The sequence below is a fragment of the Bacteroides sp. genome, from assembly GCF_030151085.1.
Classification (GTDB): Bacteria; Bacteroidota; Bacteroidia; order Bacteroidales; family Bacteroidaceae; genus Bacteroides.
This window is the reverse complement of sequence record NZ_JASLER010000076.1, coordinates 31,673-49,972: the sequence shown is the minus strand read 5'-3', so window position 1 is coordinate 49,972 and position 18,300 is coordinate 31,673. Positions and strand designations below refer to the sequence as shown.

The 18,300-nt window shown below is 42.1% G+C and carries 12 protein-coding genes; 9 read left to right on the top strand and 3 right to left on the bottom strand.

Annotation, left to right across the window (positions count from 1 at the left end; all coding sequences use genetic code 11):
• Both Q1W14_RS15010 and Q1W14_RS15005 read left to right on the top strand, forming a co-directional pair.
• Positions 1–601, top strand: a 601-nt coding sequence (locus tag Q1W14_RS15010; protein WP_300702811.1) for an amidohydrolase family protein, incomplete at its 5' end; no start/stop codon positions are given.
• Between the two features lie 96 nt (positions 602–697).
• Positions 698–2,689: a glucosamine-6-phosphate deaminase gene (locus tag Q1W14_RS15005; RefSeq protein WP_300702809.1), complete on the top strand. Its 1,992-nt coding sequence runs from the start codon at positions 698–700 to the stop codon at positions 2,687–2,689.
• Positions 2,690–2,778: 89 nt separating this feature from the next.
• Here the strand turns inward: Q1W14_RS15005 and Q1W14_RS15000 are convergent, their stop codons facing one another.
• On the bottom strand, positions 2,779–4,590 hold the full coding sequence (locus Q1W14_RS15000; protein ID WP_300702807.1) for a glycoside hydrolase family 2 TIM barrel-domain containing protein: 1,812 nt from the start codon (positions 4,588–4,590) through the stop codon (positions 2,779–2,781).
• Positions 4,591–4,727: 137 nt separating this feature from the next.
• On the opposite strand from Q1W14_RS15000, the gene Q1W14_RS14995 reads away from it, so the two are divergent.
• Genes Q1W14_RS14995 through Q1W14_RS14980 form a run of 4 tightly spaced genes read left to right on the top strand, consistent with a single transcriptional unit; the run spans position 4,728 to position 10,127 of the window.
• Complete coding sequence (locus tag Q1W14_RS14995; RefSeq protein WP_300702806.1) at positions 4,728–7,655, top strand: xanthan lyase; 2,928 nt, start codon at positions 4,728–4,730, stop codon at positions 7,653–7,655.
• Between the two features lie 60 nt (positions 7,656–7,715).
• Positions 7,716–8,036 (top strand): hypothetical protein, encoded by a 321-nt coding sequence (locus Q1W14_RS14990; RefSeq protein ID WP_300702804.1) that lies wholly within the window; start codon positions 7,716–7,718, stop codon positions 8,034–8,036.
• Positions 8,033–8,245, top strand: coding sequence for a sulfurtransferase TusA family protein (locus Q1W14_RS14985; protein ID WP_300702802.1), 213 nt, complete (start codon positions 8,033–8,035; stop codon positions 8,243–8,245). The genes Q1W14_RS14990 and Q1W14_RS14985 overlap by 4 nt, the downstream gene beginning before the upstream one ends.
• 16 nt (positions 8,246–8,261) lie before the next feature.
• A complete protein-coding gene (locus Q1W14_RS14980) occupies positions 8,262–10,127 on the top strand; it encodes a YgiQ family radical SAM protein (RefSeq protein WP_300702800.1) in 1,866 nt (621 codons plus the stop codon).
• Positions 10,128–10,349: 222 nt separating this feature from the next.
• Here the strand turns inward: Q1W14_RS14980 and Q1W14_RS14975 are convergent, their stop codons facing one another.
• Positions 10,350–12,323: a hypothetical protein gene (locus Q1W14_RS14975; RefSeq protein ID WP_300702799.1), complete on the bottom strand. Its 1,974-nt coding sequence runs from the start codon at positions 12,321–12,323 to the stop codon at positions 10,350–10,352.
• 222 nt (positions 12,324–12,545) lie between these two features.
• Here Q1W14_RS14975 and Q1W14_RS14970 point away from each other — a divergent pair, with 222 nt between their 5' ends.
• From Q1W14_RS14970 to Q1W14_RS14960, 3 genes are all read left to right on the top strand, one after another.
• Positions 12,546–13,193: a hypothetical protein gene (locus Q1W14_RS14970; RefSeq protein ID WP_300702797.1), complete on the top strand. Its 648-nt coding sequence runs from the start codon at positions 12,546–12,548 to the stop codon at positions 13,191–13,193.
• Between the two features lie 81 nt (positions 13,194–13,274).
• Entirely contained in the window at positions 13,275–14,192 is a 918-nt protein-coding gene (locus Q1W14_RS14965) for a hypothetical protein (protein ID WP_300702795.1), read from the top strand.
• Positions 14,183–14,833 carry an ATP-binding cassette domain-containing protein gene (locus tag Q1W14_RS14960; RefSeq protein ID WP_300702793.1) on the top strand — a complete coding sequence of 217 codons (651 nt, stop codon included), beginning with the start codon at positions 14,183–14,185 and terminating at the stop codon, positions 14,831–14,833. Before Q1W14_RS14965 ends, Q1W14_RS14960 begins: the two co-directional genes overlap by 10 nt.
• 9 nt (positions 14,834–14,842) lie before the next feature.
• On the opposite strand, the gene mfd is transcribed toward Q1W14_RS14960, so the two are convergent.
• Positions 14,843–18,232 carry a transcription-repair coupling factor gene (gene mfd, locus Q1W14_RS14955; protein WP_300702791.1) on the bottom strand — a complete coding sequence of 1,130 codons (3,390 nt, stop codon included), beginning with the start codon at positions 18,230–18,232 and terminating at the stop codon, positions 14,843–14,845.
• Positions 18,233–18,300: the final 68 nt, after the last annotated feature.

The following is an 18,300-nucleotide window of genomic DNA, read 5'->3' as shown; positions in this document are numbered from 1 at the left end:
CTCGGTTGCTCATACTCAAGCAGAGTTCGAAGATATTCGTACTGCATACGAAGCCGGATATTCCCACGCTACCCACTTCTATAATGCGATGCCGGGTTTCCACAAACGCCGTGAATATAAATACGAAGGTACGGTTGAGAGTATCTACCTTTTAGATGATATGACTGTAGAAGTTGTTGCCGATGGCATCCATGTGCCTCCCACCATCTTACGACTGGTATATAAGATAAAAGGAGTAGAACGTACCTGTCTTATCACGGATGCATTGGCATGTGCCGCAAGCAGTAGTCAGGAAGCTTTCGATCCGCGTGTTATCATAGAAGACGATGTTTGTAAACTTGCCGACCACTCCGCCCTTGCCGGTAGTATTGCTACTATGGACCGCCTGATACGTACTATGGTACAAAAAGCCGATATACCATTGGCCGATGCCATTCGCATGGCTTCAGAAACTCCCGCAAAGATTATGGGAGTCTACGATCGCAAAGGTTCTCTCCAAAAAGGAAAGGACGCCGATATTATTGTTATGGACGAAGATTTGAAAATAAGAGCCGTATGGGCAATGGGAAAGCTTGTACCGGGAACCAATACTTTATCTTAAAATTATCTTCAACAATATACGAGTGAACATTGTTTTTCGTATATTTGTTAATTATATTAGCGAAAGCTTTTAATCAATTTATTAATACCAATTTTTATGAAAACCAATCTTAGTTCTCAAATCACTCTCAACAGAGTATCCCCCCGATACTATCGCCCTGAGAATGCATTTGAAAGGTCGGTGCTGACCCGACTAGAAAAAATCCCCACAGATATTTATGAATCTGCGGAAGAAGGTGCCAACCAAGTTGCTCTTGACATTGCACAATTAATTCGTGACAAGCAGAAAGCAGGACGCTTCTGTGTATTGGCCCTTGCCGGTGGTAACTCTCCGCGTAATGTATATTCAGACCTCATCCGTATGCATAAGGAAGAAGGACTGAGTTTCCGCAATGTAATCGTATTCAACCTTTACGAATATTATCCTTTAATGCCGGATGCAATCAACAGCAACCTCAATTCTTTAAAGGAAATGTTACTGGATCATGTAGATATCGACAAACAGAATATTTTCAGTCCGGACAGTACAATTGCTAAAGATACTATTTTCGAATACTGCCGCTTGTATGAACAACGCATCGAAAGTTTTGGTGGATTGGATGCCGCTATACTGGGTATTGGACGAGTAGGTAACATCGGTTTCAACGAACCGGGATCACGCCTCAACTCAACAACCCGTTTAATTTTGCTGGATAACGATTCACGCAACGAAGCTTCCAAAATGTTCGGCAGCATTGAAAGTACTCCGATCAGTTCCATCACTATGGGTGTTTCTACCATCCTCGCCGCCAAAAAAGTATATCTGATAGCATGGGGTGAAGAAAAAGCCAAAATGATCAAAGAATGTGTGGAAGGTCCGGTTACCGATACCATTCCGGCATCCTATCTGCAAACTCACAACAATGCACATGTTGTAATCGACCTATCGGCTGCCGCTAACTTAACACGTATTCATCGCCCTTGGTTGGTAACTTCTTGTGAATGGAATGATAAACTGGTACGCAGTGCCATCGTTTGGTTATGCCAACTTACCGGAAAACCGATCTTGAAGTTAACGAACAAAGATTATAATGAGAACGGATTAAGCGAACTATTAGCTTTATTCGGATCTGCTTATAATGTAAATATCAAGATATTCAATGATTTGCAGCACACCATCACCGGATGGCCTGGTGGTAAGCCTAATGCCGATGATACCTATCGTCCCGAACGCGCAAAACCATTCCCTAAACGTGTTGTAGTATTCTCTCCGCATCCCGATGATGATGTTATCTCTATGGGTGGCACTATCCGCCGTTTAGTAGAACAGAAGCATGATGTACATGTAGCTTATCAAACTTCCGGTAACATTGCCGTAGGTGATGAAGAGGTAATCCGCTTCATGCACTTCATTAATGGCTTTAACGGTCTTTTCATGAACAAAGAATGCCAAACCATCAATGACAAATTTGTTGAAATCCGCGAATATCTGAAAAACAAGAAAGATGGTGATATGGATTCTCGTGATATCCTCACTATCAAAGGTTTAATTCGCCGTGGTGAAGCACGTACAGCATGCACCTACAATAATATACCATTAACCCACTGCCACTTCCTTGATTTGCCGTTCTATGAAACAGGAAAAATTCAGAAGAATCCAATCAGTGAGGCCGACGTAGAAATTGTACGTAAATTATTGCGTGAGGTGAAACCTCATCAGATTTTCGTTGCCGGTGACTTGGCTGACCCACATGGCACACACCGTGTTTGTACCGATGCCGTATTTGCCGCTATCGACTTGGAAAAAGAAGAAGATGCAAAATGGCTGAAAGATTGTCGCATCTGGATGTACCGTGGTGCATGGGCAGAATGGGAAATTGAAAACATAGAAATGGCTGTACCTATCAGTCCGGAAGAATTGCGTGCAAAACGTAACTCTATCTTGAAACACCAGTCACAGATGGAAAGTGCACCTTTCCTTGGTAACGACGAACGTTTATTCTGGCAACGCAGTGAAGACCGTAACCGTGGTACTGCTGCTCTGTATGATAGCCTTGGACTGGCATCTTATGAAGCTATGGAGGCATTTGTAGAGTATGTTCCATTGTAGTTTGTAAAGTTCACAAATAGATCATTTAATAAAAAAAGAAGGTTGCAATGATACACATTGCAACCTTCTCTTTTTTTATACTATCAATATCATTTATAGCTCTCTTCCAGTTCCTTGTACCATTTCTGCAAGACAAAGAATGCTTTCTTCTTCTGCCCTTTGTCGGATACTAATCCTTTGCGGTTGAAGTCATCTTGTATCTCAGGAACGTGACGACGGGGAGAACGAAAATCTTTCAAGATCCATGGAGTAGTACCAGCCAATCCCGGAATACGTTTCAACATATTGACATGGCGAATATATAGGTCTTCCTGATACTCTTCTGTAAAGCGTTCGTTAACCGAACCATGTCGTCCATACAAAGCGCCCCCACCAAGTTCACTGATAAATACAGGTTTCTGTGTTCCGAATGTCCAGTTCACCCGGTCACACTTCTCTGAATCACCATCATACCAACCTACATACTCATTAAAACTAATTATATCCAAAATATCACCCAATGGGTCGTGTACGGTCATGACTCCCGGTTGTATTTCTTCTTTTTCCATAGCTGCACCCACCAGACGAACATTATCTAAGCTTCTTGTCTTATTAGCCAGATTTGTCAGGAATGCTAAGCGAGCTTCACTATGAGGTGTTTCATTGGCGATAGACCAGATGATAATGTTACAACGATTCTTATCACGACCAATCATATCGTAGAGTTGTTGTTCGGCATTTTGATAAGTATCTTTGTTTTCCCAATGAATAGTCCAGTAAACAGGAATCTCAGACCACACCAAGAAACCCATACGTTCCGCTTCACGTACCATTTCTTCATTATGAGGATAATGTGCCAGACGAACAAAATTACATCCCAGCTCTTTAGCCCAACTTAGCAAGGTGTGGGCATGATCCCGGGAATAAGCACGACCACTGTAGTAAGCAGTCTCTTCATGAATGCTGATACCCCGGCAGAAGATTTCCTTATCATTCAACAAGATCTTGGTTCCTTCCGTACGAATGGTGCGGAAGCCTATCTCATCGGCTACCTTATCTGTTTCAGAGGATAAATTCACAGCATACAATTTAGGGCTTTCAGGAGTCCAAAGAACAGGCTTGGCCTTTACTTGGAAAGAAGCATAACCATTGCCATCCGTCATGACTTCCTTCTTTATTTTTAATTCGGGAATATCAAGTATGATCTTTTGCTCCTTGGCGGAACCATCCAATTGTACCCATCCTTCAATGGTATTCTTATCATTCTTCTTCAACTGAACATAGTAGTCACGAATATAGGTTGAAGGCATTTCTACTAAAGTAGCAGGACGTGTAATGCCACCGAAGTTCCACCAGTCGGCATTAACGGTGGGCACAGCTTCGGGTTTACGTTTATTATCTACCTTTACCACTAAGCTATTTGTACCTTCCTTCAAGAGATTGGTTATTTCAAAGTTGAAAGGAGTAAATCCACCGATATGGCTACCCAAACGCTTGCCGTTCAGCCAAACAATGGCTTCATAATTCACAGCGCCAAAGTTAAGGAATAGTCGTTTACCCGGTTGCAGGGAATATTCAAAGTGTTTACGATACCACACAGTACCCTCGTAGTAATAGAGTTGGGGACGCTGCGTATTCCAGTCACCGGGCACAAACAACAGCTTATCAGTTTCAAAATCGTATTCCTGAAGTTTGGTTTTGTCCGAATAGGTTTTATCCTGAGCATAACCGCCATCATAAGGTTTCAAACGATAATCATAGTAACCATTCTCAAATGGGTCTACAATTGTTTTCCATTGTCCGTCAAGAGAGGTAGCCTGGCGTGCATTTACATTCATGATTTGAGCAGACTGCTGGGCTAATGCCGAAGTTGACAATAAAATCATGAAAAAAGCTAAACTGTTCTTCAATAGTGTCTTCATAGTTGTTACTATTAATAATATGTCTGCAAAAATATAAAAAAGAAAGAAAGGCAACTATCTATAAGCTTTCTTTTATGTATTTTTGCAGACAAAACTGTTTGACAAAAACAGATAAGAAAAACTAGAAAACCATTAATATGAAAAAAATAATTCTGTTCTTTTTGCTATTATTGCATGTCATACTCCTTTCCGCACAAGAAGTAGAAAAAAACGTAGAAGATCGCCTACGAACTTTCTTCAAAGAATACACTACCAATACGGCCAAAATAGGGACTTGCAAGCTTGATAGCTTCCGTATAGATTTCCAAAAGAAGAAACTATATATCTTCGCCAACGAAAGGTTTGCTTATCAACCTTTGCGCCCCGAAACGGTAGATGCCATTTACCAACACCTGAAACAGATACTTCCTGGTCCGGTAAATTACTTCGATATGACTTTATTTGCAGACGGACGTAGCATAGACGATCTTATTCCCAATTTTTACCGCAAGGGAAAGAAAGACAAGACACGCTTATTCAATAATCTGGAATATAAAGGTAACGCTTGGGTAACCAACGCTTCGCGCCCTTACGAAATATCTCGCGGATTGAATGGAAGACATATCGCCTTGTGGCAGAGTCATGGAAAATACTACATTAATAATCAAGATAAATGGGCATGGCAACGTCCACGACTATTCTGTACAAGCGAAGATATGTTTACGCAATCATTCATCCTACCTTATCTCATACCTATGCTGGAGAATGCCGGTGCCAATGTATTTACTCCCCGCGAACGGGACATTCAGAAGCAAGAAGTGATTGTTGACAATGACGGCAGCCTGAGCGGACACGGTGGTCAAGGTTCACTCTATCTGGATGTAAAAAGCCGTAAAGCCCATTGGGAACAAACAAACTTACCCGGATTTGCACAACTAAAAAGCATCTATAAGGAAGGAGACAATCCTTTTCTTGATGGCACAGCACGTTTTGCTAATACAGAAAAGAAAAAAGACAAAGCTTTTGCCGAATGGATACCCAATATTCCCGAAACCGGTGAATATGCAGTATACGTATCCTATCAAACGTTACCTAATAGTGTAAGCGATGCCAAGTACATCGTCTTCCATAATGGAGGTGTTTCTGAGTTCAAAGTAAACCAGCAGATTGGTGGTGGCACTTGGGTATATCTCGGTACATTCACTTTTGATAAAGGCAAAAACGATTATGGCATGGTTATCCTGAGCAATGAGAGTAAGCAGAAAGGTGTAGTTTGCGCCGATGCTGTCCGTTTTGGTGGCGGTATGGGAAATATTGCCCGTGGAGGACAAATCAGCGGACTGCCCAGATATTTGGAAGGCGCGCGTTATTCGGCCCAATGGGCGGGTATGCCCTACTCTGTATATTCAGGAAGCAAAGGAACGAATGACATGAACGATGACATCAATGTACGTTCTCGCTCCGTGAACTATTTAGCAGGAAAATCCATCTTCAACCCGTCCGAAGAAGGATTAGGGGTTCCTTTTGAAATGAGCATGGCACTCCACAGTGACGCAGGTTTCAGTCTTGAAGACGAAATTATCGGTACGCTAGGCATTTATACCACAGATTTCAACAACGAAAAGTTGAATGCCGGCACAGACCGCTACGCCTCACGCGACCTATCAGATATCCTAATCACGCAAGTAAATAACGATATTCGTTCGACCTTAAAACCGGACTGGATACGACGTAGCATGTGGAATCGTAACTATAGTGAAACACGGCTTCCGGCAGTTCCATCCACTATTGTGGAGTTATTATCCCACCAAAACTTTGCAGACATGCAACTGGGACACGACCCAAACTTTAAGTTCATCGTTGGGCGTGCACTTTACAAAGCCATCCTGCAATACGTCAGCAGTCAGCACGGTAAAGATTATGTGGTGCAACCGCTCCCTGTAAGCCACTTCGCTGTCCGTTTCGGAAAGAAGAAAAATACCTTGGAGCTTTCCTGGAAAGGAGTGGACGATCCGTTAGAACCAACTGCTAAACCACGCGAGTATATCGTATACACACGCATCGGACGTGGTGGATTTGACAATGGTGTACGTGTCAGTTCTCCATCCTATACTGTAAAGACAGAACCGGGAATCGTTTATTCTTTCAAAGTAACTGCCGTAAATCAAGGAGGTGAAAGTTTTCCTTCGGAAATTCTTGCCGCTTATAAAGCCAAGCGTGAACGGGAGCGTGTACTTATCGTCAACGGTTTCGACCGTATCAGCGGACCGGCAGTGATTAACACTCCGGATGCAGCGGGATTTGATATCACTCAAGATCCCGGCGTTCCTTACCTTTATAACATCTCTCTCTGTGGCGCCCAACAAAATTTCAACCGCAAAAATGCAGGAAAAGGCTTAGGAAGTAGCGGTAGTGAATACGAAGGCATGAAAATCGTCGGAAATACATTCGACTACCCATTTATACATGGCAAGGCCATACAAGCTGCCGGAGATTATAGTTTCGTATCTTGCAGCAATGAAGCAGTGGAAAGCGGACTCGTAACTTTAGAAAATTATCCGATAGTAGATTATATCCTTGGCCTGGAAAAAGAAGATAATTCCGTTATTCCTGGGCAAAACATCTATTATAAAACGTTCTCATCGCCCATGCAACGCGCTCTAACATCCTACTGCAAATCAGGAGGAAATCTTTTGGTTAGTGGTGCATACGTTGGAAGTGATATGAATAGCACCCAAGGTAATAGGGAGTTCACTCAAAACATACTTAAATACCGTTACGGAAATTCCTTCCAAACAGCAGATGGTAATATTGCCATTCAAGGCTTGGGACGTACTTTCCAGGTTCCCCGTTTACCCAACGAACAAGCTTATCCGGTAACAGCTCCCGATTGTATCCTGGCCATGTCACCTGCTTTTCCGGTAATGACTTATACAGATGGAAACGTATCTGCTGCCGTTGCCTACCAAGGAAACGACTACCGCACTTTTGTCATGGGTTTCCCTTTCGAAAGCATCAAGACAGAGGCAGACCGCACCGCAATAATGGCATCTGTGCTACAATTCCTGAGCAAAAGAAATAAATAATAAAAATAAATCTTATCTTTGCTCCTAAAGTAAATATTAACCCTTAAAAAATAAAACATCATGTACACTATACAAGCCAATCCCAGTGGAACCCGCAGTTTAGAAGTTTCAGAAGAAAACCTCGCTACTATTGAGAAATACGGACTCTTCCGTCACCTCATAGATAGCAACGGCATCGTAGACGAATCTGTTCTTGAGAAACTCAGACTGAATATCCGCTCTCTCATCGCCGCTCAGGAAGAGGATAGCAAAGAATTACTCGACCTCTGCATCGACGTTATTTACCATAATAACATGAAAGCCTTCGGATTGCAGCAACTTATCAAGCTCTATCTTCAATGGCTTTCCCAACAAGAAACCATAGAAGAAGACGATAAATGAAAACCATCAACACTTGTGGTCAAAAACATTACAGTCCTCTCATCCCGGCTATGAAAGCCATATGCGAAGCCCAAAAAGGAGATAAACTGGAAATCATCGTAGACGATACCAATGCCTTCAGCGACTTGAAAGAATATCTCGCTGAACAGCAAATTGGTTTCCGTGAAATTTATGATGGAGAACAGATGACGCTGCAATTTACAAAATAGTAGCTATCTTTGCGCCATGAAAGAATATCGACTGACCGACTGGTTGCCAACAACCAAGAAAGAAGTAGAGTTGCGTGGATGGAATGAACTGGATGTGATATTGTTCAGTGGTGATGCATACGTTGATCACCCTTCGTTCGGGGCTGCCGTTATCGGACGCATCCTCGAAGCTGAAGGATTGCGAGTAGCGATTATACCTCAACCCAATTGGCGGGATGACCTGCGTGATTTCAAGAAGTTGGGACGTCCTCGTTTATTCTTTGGCATCAGTCCCGGATGTATGGACTCTATGGTAAACAAGTACACAGCCAACAAACGCTTGCGCAGTGATGATGCTTATACGCCGGATGCACGTCCGGACATGCGTCCCGAATATCCGTCAGTAGTTTACACACAAATTTTAAAGAAATTATATCCCGATATTCCTGTCGTTTTAGGAGGTATAGAGGCAAGTATGCGTCGTCTGACGCATTATGATTACTGGCAAGACCGGGTACGTCCCAGTATCCTTGTAGATAGTGGTGCCGACTCATTAATATACGGCATGGGAGAAAAGCCTGTAGTGGAACTCATCGAAAGGTTGAAACGCAGATTAGCTGAGACCAATACCCAAGAAGATACTTCTGCTATCACCCCCGGAGAATTTAAGCAGTTGATTGCCGATATTCCCCAAATGGTTTACCTCGAAAAAGAAGTAACCGTACAAGAAGGAGATATTACACTGTTTTCCCATGAAGAATGCTTGAAAGATAAAAAGAAAGAAGCCGCTAACTTCCGTCATATTGAAGAAGAAAGCAATAAATATGCCGCTTCAAGGATTCTACAGCAAGTAGGCAAACAGACTGTAGTAGTAAACCCTCCTTACCCCCCATTGACTGAGGCTGAACTTGACCACTCTTTCGATTTGCCCTACACCCGCCTACCTCATCCTAAATACAAAGGGAAACGTATTCCGGCATACGATATGATTAAGTTCTCGGTGAATATCCACCGAGGTTGTTTCGGTGGTTGTGCCTTCTGTACCATCTCGGCACATCAGGGAAAATTCATCGTCAGCCGTAGTAAAGGCAGCATTCTGAAAGAGGTAGAAGCTATTAAAGAACTGCCTGATTTCAAAGGATACCTGAGTGACTTGGGCGGACCTTCCGCCAATATGTACCAGATGCATGGCAACAACTTGGACGTTTGCAAGAAGTGCAAGCGCCCGTCTTGTATTTACCCAAAAGTATGTCCGAATCTGAATACAGACCACAGTCCGTTATTGGATATTTATCACGCGGTAGATGCCATACCCGGCATCAAAAAGTCTTTCATTGGTAGCGGTGTACGCTATGATCTGCTATTACACCAAAGCAAAGACCCTAAAATAAACAAGAGTACCGCCGAATATACCCGCGAACTCATTGCCCACCACGTAAGCGGACGCTTAAAAGTAGCTCCGGAACATACTTCAGATCGAGTAGTTAACATTATGCGTAAACCTCCTTTCAGCCAGTTCGGTGAATTCAAAAAGATATTCGAACGCATCAACCGCGAAGAAGGTCTGCGCCAACAGTTGATCCCTTATTTCATTTCCAGTCATCCCGGATGCAATGAAGAGGATATGGCAGAACTTGCCGTCATCACCAAGCACTTAGATTTCCATTTAGAGCAAGTGCAGGATTTCACCCCTACTCCGATGACTGTAGCCACCGAAGCTTGGTACACCGGTTTTCATCCTTATACCTTAGAACCGGTATTCAGTGCAAAGACCCAGCGGGAGAAGCTGGCTCAACGCATGTTCTTTTTCTGGTATAAACCGGAGGAACGGAAGAATATCATCAATGAATTGCGACGAATAGGGCGACAGGATTTAATAGACAAGTTATACGGTAAACGGTAAGATTTTCTTTTGAATGCATTACATTTGCTTTACAATGTGTCTTATATTGGAATAGCTTAGTGCAAAACTTTCGTTTCCATTAAAGGAAACGGGTATTCCCACTAAAGGATACGACCGTTCCCATTAGGAGATACGGGCGTTTCTGCTTGTGGATACGAGTGTATCTTACCTATATATAACGATAAAGCATTAGTTATCAGTAGCATAAAAATAACGTAAACACTATTCAAGTATGCACCGCACAGGAAAGCCACATTTCTTCATGTCGTGCACGATGTACATCTGACGATTTGATTCCACACAAAGAGAATATCCATATACAGCCCTTTGGCTGCTACCGGTCCAATAACGATGTCCGTGTGGAATCATTATCTGGCAACCATTAATATGACTACGATGTCCGCAAAGAGGCAAATATACCGGTACACCGTCATCACTCAAAAAGCAGATATTATTCTTATTCTCTTCGCATTGCAGTTCCAATGAGGCAGCGGGAGCATTAATAAAACTTTCTATTTCAATATACGAAGGGACACGCCATCCTATGGGCGAAGGATCTGATTGAGCAGCACGCAATGGAGTCTCGGGGTTGCCTGTATACCAGCTACCTTTGCAAGGAGTATAATTTCCATTCCAGACTTCCGAAGGACTACCGAATTGGAAATAGCTGCCATAATTGAGTGTGCAATTCTCCCCAAATCCCACCGGAATAGCGATCTGTGCCAATTTTCCCATTGTCGACAGATTGCGATCAAGCCAATACTTTCCACTTATGCGAACGTAACCACCTTGATAAATAAGTATATCTTTAACAATGCCGGTATCGTTAATCAAAGAAAGTACTGTATAGCGAGCGGCCGGAAAACCACCACGTTCTTCATTTCCTTCATTGGAATGTACCTTTACAACGAATCGACCTCCAAAGTGTCCTTGCAAAATTTCCGGTACACCTACTTCTATCCAGTCAACCTTTTCATTGCAAACAACATGCCACGGCTGATTACTATTTACACAAATAATGTAAGTCTTTAAGCCATCTGCCTCCTTGTAGTCTACCGGAGTTTCTATCACCTCACTGTGACGGGCGCAAATATCATCTTGAGGATATTCAATGTAATAATTGAAGCAAACACCCTGCATTACGACAATATCTACAGTCTGACAGAAAGGATAAGTACCGGTTTCTACCGTCATAGACAATGAACGAGAACGAACATTGACCGGTTTTGCCGCTAAGTGCACTTTCAGCACTTGAGTTCCTTTTTGTCGTACACCGATAGCCGGCTTGACCGTGTACCAACATCCACCGTCATTAGCATTAGCACTCTTTATGTGCCAAGTTACCTGTTCGTTATCCGGAGTCACAGTAAATGGTATTATTTCATTCTTTTGCCCAGTAGTGACATAAAGCTTCTGACCCACACTAAGCCCTGTTCGCACACCTACCATCATTTGCTTCACTTTTAAAGTATGAACTTGGTCTTCATTATATAATTCTACCGTGACCATGCGTTCATTGGACGAGAAATTAGTGCGAACCTGTATCACCAGTTTCTCACCTTCCACTTTTAGACTTATCCAATCTTCCGATTCATTTTCAAGATACCGTACATCACCCACTTTCCATACTTCGTTACATCCACTCAAGTCAAATGTAAGTACCTTTGCCATTGCATCTGTAATCACTTCAGGGGGGAGAAGCATAGAAAGGACAACAGGAACTGCCTCCATTTGTTTTTCAGAGGTCAAATCTTCCCGCACCATAACCAATTGGAGAGAGATATTACATTTTATATCTTGAATATCGGTTTTAGCAATCTGTATATCAGGATTCCCTAAAAATAATCGTTCCAAATCCTTGCAATGATAAATACTACTCAAGCTAAGGGAACGGGAAGCAAATAGTACATAGAAACCTTGTACACCTTCTTCGACAGAGCAACATAGTTTATATTGATCTTTACGATTTTTCAAATCTACCTCAGGCAATTTACGCACAAGATGTCCCAAACGGTCAAAAACAAGAACGATACCGCATGAGCAGTCTCCGGTGAGTTCCGTTTTATGCAATAGTAGGCTTACTAAAAATTTCCGCTTTATCCTTATAAAACGATTACCACGGTAGCATCTTACGCTTTGAAAAATCAATCCAACAGCAATAAATGCAAGTGCAGCAACATCTGCTAATTCCATCATGTGTGTTATCTATTTTGGGTCTTTAAAAAGTTGTTCCAAAGATAAGACTTCAGCAAATCTTCTCCGGTAAAATACCAGGAGACAAAAAGTGGACAATCTAATATAGCGATTGTTTTATTAGCGCAGATCACGATGACAAGTATGTTTCGTTATACGAAAAGGAGCTTGCTTATATAGAAAATAAGCTTTATATTAGCGGTCAAGATATACATCTCACGAAAAATGAAACGACTCACTATCCTATTCCTCAGTCTCTTCCTTGCTTATAACGGGATGAACTTGCAGGCGCAAAGTGAATGCCTGCCACAAAACTACAGTATTATATTGGGTGGAGGTTTGGCTCTACCTCATGTAGAGGGAAGTCTCAAAGACTTCTTCAGCAAGAACGGCAATCGGCCCGGATACAATATAATGACGGAAGGGCGCTACTACTTCATTCCTAACTTTGCCTTGGGACTTCAATATGATTACATAAGGATAGCACACTCTCCGGACAAGATGCACCTGCACTACGTACGTCCCAACATAACCTTCCGCCACCTTTGGAGTAATGGCAATCAAGGAGCATTTCTCTCTTTCGGCATAGGATATATGGACTATCAGGAACGAACCTACAAACGGGGAACACAAAATGGGCATCTCTATCAAAAAGGATATTGCGGAATATCGTTAGGACTGGGATATGAATTCCGCATCACCCGAAAACTATCGGGCATGTTGCGTGCCGACATGCTCACAGCAGATTGGTTTGCCAATCCGGACGGCCGCCTTTACAACACAGATGGATATGATGACGGAGTGGATCACAGTTGGTTCAAGAATAATATAACATTCTTCAATCTGGGTTTTGCGGTTCAATTCGGGAGATAACTATTAATAAAGAAATGTCAGTGTGACAAACCGAAGACTGTAACGACAAATATAATAAAGAAAAGAATGTTCCGGTTATATTTGAAACTCCATCTGAGAAGTTGCTTCCGTATTTTAGCAGAAATAGGGATTTTAAGATGCATCATCTTAGTACTTATATCGGTGCTAGCTATTATTGTACTTGTTAAAGTTGAAAACCAATGGGTATTGCCCGCGACTTGCATTGTTCTCCTTGGAAGCTACCACAATTATCGAAAAGACAAAACCTTCTTACAACTACAGATAAAAAACATTATCCGGTTTTATCAAAAGGAATATGGGTTACTAAGCAGCCCCTTTATAATAACCGAACTTGCTAAAGGGCAATGGATAATAGCTATCGGACTGAGTATATTTGTCTTACTATTACCCTATCTAAAAGAAATAAGGATAAAACAAATTCCCATAAAGTTACCTTTTCTCTATCAAGGGGGAATGGAATATATTCGTATGTTCCGACAAGCAAGTTGGGTATATCTATTATTACTTTTCTGCTCAATAATAGGAGCTATTCATGGCAATATCCGTATTGCCAAAATAAGTATGATTATTTGGTATTTTACTCAAGCATCTGTTTACTTCACCATACCGGATATCTTACAAATGCACCATTTCAAAAGCTATCGGATATTCAGCAATATGCTGTGGAAAGTAAATGGATGGAATACGCTTGTAACCGGAATACCGTTTATCGGAACAGTATTGATATTCTCATCAACTGCTGATACTATTTATTTCTCTTTATCAAGCTGCGTGGCTTGCATCTTGTATTTACAAAATCTGGGATTACTGCGGCAAATATGTACAACAAGCATCAGTTTGTTTTTTATTCAGTTACCCGTGCTGCTCCCAATATTCTTTTTCTCCTGTTTTATTCCCTATTTACTTGTACCATTTGCAGCAATAACAGGAGTTGTCTCTTATATTGCACACAATAAATTAAAACAACTATGGAATTAATCAGTATAAGTCATCTGACAAAGAACTTTGGAAAGGTGGAAGTCCTGAAAGACATATCACTTGTTTACCAGTCGGGAACTATTTATGGACTTGTAGGAGAAAATGGTTCCGGCAAGACAACCTTGTTTTGTTGCATCATTGGAGTTCATAAATACAACGGATTAATCAAGAAAGCCGAACGGCTTAAAATCGGCTATTTACCTGCTGACAATTTCTTCTATTCTTTGATAACCGGCATGGAGTATATTGAATTTTGCATGAAAGCTAAAGGTGAACCCGTCAATCAGGAGAAAATAATGCAACTGAATGCAATCTTCCAATTGCCATTGGAGCGATATGCATCAGAATATTCTACCGGAATGAAAAAGAAACTTTCGCTGATAGCTTTACTCTTGCAAGAGAATGATGTCTATATTTTGGATGAACCTTTCAATGGGGTGGATTTAAAAGGTTGCATTCAACTTAAGAGACTGATTCTCTCGTTAAAAGAGAATGGCAAGACCATCATAATATCATCCCACCAAATAGCTGTGCTACATGAAATTTCTGATTCTATTCATTATCTGAATAATCATACTATCATCAAACAATATATCCATGAATCTATTGAAGAAATAGAAAATGATATATTGAGTTTGTAGAAAGGAAAATTATTCCTCTACTTGCATCGCTACTACCTCTTGCAACACACTGACAGCTTCTTCTACCGAAGTCACATCTTTTATCAGCATGCTCCGCTTGTTATTCTGCTCGCGCAGGTCGCAACGGCGGGTATATTTCATCATATAGGCAATCATTTTACCGAATGCCTGACTTTGGTAATACGGACTGTCCGGATTGGAAACAAAGAACAAGGACATACGCCCGCCTTTCAAGAAGACTTTCTCAACGCCGAGACGGGCGGCAAGACGACGCAAAGGAACAATGCGCAGCAACTCTTCGGTCTCGGCAGGGATAGGACCGAAACGGTCTTCAAGACGGGCACGAAAAGCATCTACATCTTTATCAAGTACCAACCCGTCCAATTCACGATAGAGCAGCATGCGTTCACTGCTTCCGGTCACATAGTCGGCTGGAAGGAGAAGCTCCAGGTCGCTTTCTATCTGGCATTCATCCACAAACTGTTCTCCACTGATAACACCTCCTTCTGCCTGCAACTCTTCAGCATAAAGCTCGGCAAACTCATCGGTCTTCAGTTCATGCACAGCTTCGGAAAGTATCTTTTGATAGGTTTCATAACCCAAGTCGGCAATGAAACCGCTTTGTTCAGCTCCGAGCATGTTTCCGGCACCACGGATGTCTAGGTCTTGCATGGCAATGTGAATACCACTACCCAAATCAGAGAAGTTCTCGATAGCCTGCAAACGACGTTTTGCTTCCGGAGTGAGCGAAGAAAGAGGCGGTGCCAACAGGTAACAGAATGCTTTCTTATTGCTTCTGCCTACACGACCACGCATCTGGTGTAAGTCACTTAAACCGAAATTCTGTGCCTGATTGATGATAATGGTATTGGCATTGGGTATATCAATACCGCTTTCAATAATGGTAGTGGCAAGTAATACATCGTAATCGTAATTAACAAAATCCAGGATAATCTTCTCCAAATCAGCCGGATCCATCTGTCCGTGCCCAATGACTACACGACAATCGGGAATGCGACGTTCAATCATCATTTTGAGTTCTGCAAGATTGGATATACGGTTGTTTACAAAGAATACCTGTCCATTACGGCTCATTTCAAAATTTATAGCATCGGCAATAACTTCCTCGTTGAAGGTATGCACTTCAGTTTGGATAGGATAACGGTTGGGCGGCGGAGTTTGGATGACGCTTAAATCACGGGCACCCAGTAATGAAAATTGCAACGTACGGGGAATAGGTGTTGCGGTCATGGTCAAGGTATCGACATTGACTTTCAGTTGGCGTAGTTTTTCTTTAACAGAAACTCCGAATTTCTGTTCTTCATCAATGACCAAAAGACCGAGATCTTTGAATTTTACATCCTTACCCAAAATACGATGGGTACCGATAAGTATATTTACTTCGCCCTCAGCAAGTCCTTTTACCACTGCTTTGGCTTGGGCGGAGGTACGAGCACGACTCAAATAATCTACCTTGCAAGGCAGTCCTTTCAGACGTTCCTTGAATGTTTGGAAATGCTGATAGGCAAGCACGGTTGTAGGCACAAGTACTGCCACTTGTTTATTGTCGGCAACTGCTTTGAAAGCAGCACGCACAGCAACTTCCGTCTTACCAAATCCTACATCGCCACAAACCAGACGATCCATAGGACGGGCACTCTCCATATCGGCTTTTACATCAGCAGTCGATTTGCTTTGATCAGGAGTATCTTCGTAAATGAACGACGCTTCCAACTCCCGTTGCAAAAAGCTATCAGGACTATATTGGAAACCTTTTTCTTCACGCCGTTGCGAATAGAGTTTTATCAAATCGCGGGCAATGTCTTTAATTTTAGTCTTAGTACGGTCTTTCAGTTTTTCCCAGGCGCCTGTGCCCAACTTGTTGAGACGGGGTGCTTCTCCTTCTTTACCTTTATACTTAGAAACTTTGTGCAAAGAGTGGATAGAAACGAACACTACATCTTCATTCTGATAAACCAATCGCATCACTTCCTGTGTAGTGTCGCCATTAGGAATACGTACCAATCCGGTGAAACGCCCCACACCATGATCAGTATGCACCACATAATCACCCGGTGTAAACTGGTTCAGTTCTTTCAAAGAAAGAGCTACTTTACCGCTACGAGCTTTGTCACTCTTCAGATTATACTTATGGAAGCGGTCGAAAAGTTGATGGTCGGTGAAGATACAAAGCCGTAAAGTATTATCGGCAAAGCCTTCATGCAAAGTACGTTCTACGGATGTGAAAGAGATCTTATCGCCTCGATCCTCAAAAATAGCCCGGATACGGTCGGTCTGCTTCAAACTATCACTACAGATATATATCGTATAGTTTTGAGCCAGGTATTCCTGAAAACTCTCCACTACTAAATCGAAATTCTTGTGGAAAATGGGTTGTGCTGTTGTACTGAAAGAAATAGCAGCGTCCGGCGTACCGGTGGGCTTGTTACCAAATTCCAATCGCCGGAAGTCGAGTGCACGCAGGGTAAACTCTCCCCCATCGATCAACTTACCTTCCAGAGAGATCGAACCGTTTTCTTCCGCCTCACGTGCAGCAATGGCTTGAGAGGTAAGCGCCTCATCATGTACCACCTGGATACGCTCACGCAACCAAAGAAAATCGCGCATTGCCAATACAGTATCCGGTTGAAGAAAATCAAGAAACGAAACCATACCTCCGCTACCTCCCAATTCAAGACTATGGCTTAAATCAGGAACGATCACGATATTGTCTTTTCGTACTTTGGATAGCTGAGATTCAACTTCAAAAGTACGGATGCTCTCTACTTCGTCCCCAAAGAAGTCGATACGGAAAGGATATTCAGAGGAGAAGGAGAAAACGTCTATAATACTACCACGCAAAGCATATTGACCAGGTTCATAAACATAGTCCACATACTCAAAGCCATAACTACGTAATACCTCTGTAATAAAACTCATATCCACTTTCTCACCCGTATGAAGTTTCAGAGTTTTGTCACCCAATTCTTTACGTGAAACCACTTTCTCTGCCAAAGCATCCGGATAAGTAACCACACAAAGTCCTTCTTCATTCTTTTGTAAACGGCTCAACACCTCCGTACGAAGTATCTCATTGGCAGCATCTTTCTGACCATATTTAATAGCACGACGGAAAGACGAAGGGAAAAACAAAACTTGTTCCCCTCCCAATATCTGAGTCAAATCATGATAAAAATATCCGGCTTCTTCTAAATCGCCAAGAATGAAAACAAATGGACACTTTGCTTGTTGTATTAGTACGGATGAAAACAACGATGCAGCAGAAGCACATAAGCCTCCGCAATAGAGATGTTGAATAGAAGTATTTTTAAGCAGCTTGTTCAACCCTTCTACATTAGGGTGAGCAGCATAGATTTGTTGCAGTTCAGTGATAGTCATTGTAATCTGGGGTGATATTTCGGGCGCAAAAATACTAAATAATCCTTAGTTTTATTCGTAAATGATAG

Bases quoted from the DNA above. Each gene is read 5' to 3' on its own strand.
- Q1W14_RS15005 (WP_300702809.1), top strand. From the start codon at position 698: ATGAAAACCAATCTTAGTTCTCAAATCACTCTCAACAGAGTATCCCCC.
- Q1W14_RS15000 (WP_300702807.1), bottom strand. From the start codon at position 4,590: ATGAAGACACTATTGAAGAACAGTTTAGCTTTTTTCATGATTTTATTG.
- Q1W14_RS14995 (WP_300702806.1), top strand. From the start codon at position 4,728: ATGAAAAAAATAATTCTGTTCTTTTTGCTATTATTGCATGTCATACTC.
- Q1W14_RS14990 (WP_300702804.1), top strand. From the start codon at position 7,716: ATGTACACTATACAAGCCAATCCCAGTGGAACCCGCAGTTTAGAAGTT.
- Q1W14_RS14985 (WP_300702802.1), top strand. From the start codon at position 8,033: ATGAAAACCATCAACACTTGTGGTCAAAAACATTACAGTCCTCTCATC.
- Q1W14_RS14980 (WP_300702800.1), top strand. From the start codon at position 8,262: ATGAAAGAATATCGACTGACCGACTGGTTGCCAACAACCAAGAAAGAA.
- Q1W14_RS14975 (WP_300702799.1), bottom strand. From the start codon at position 12,323: ATGATGGAATTAGCAGATGTTGCTGCACTTGCATTTATTGCTGTTGGA.
- Q1W14_RS14970 (WP_300702797.1), top strand. From the start codon at position 12,546: ATGAAACGACTCACTATCCTATTCCTCAGTCTCTTCCTTGCTTATAAC.
- Q1W14_RS14960 (WP_300702793.1), top strand. From the start codon at position 14,183: ATGGAATTAATCAGTATAAGTCATCTGACAAAGAACTTTGGAAAGGTG.
- mfd (WP_300702791.1), bottom strand. From the start codon at position 18,232: ATGACTATCACTGAACTGCAACAAATCTATGCTGCTCACCCTAATGTA.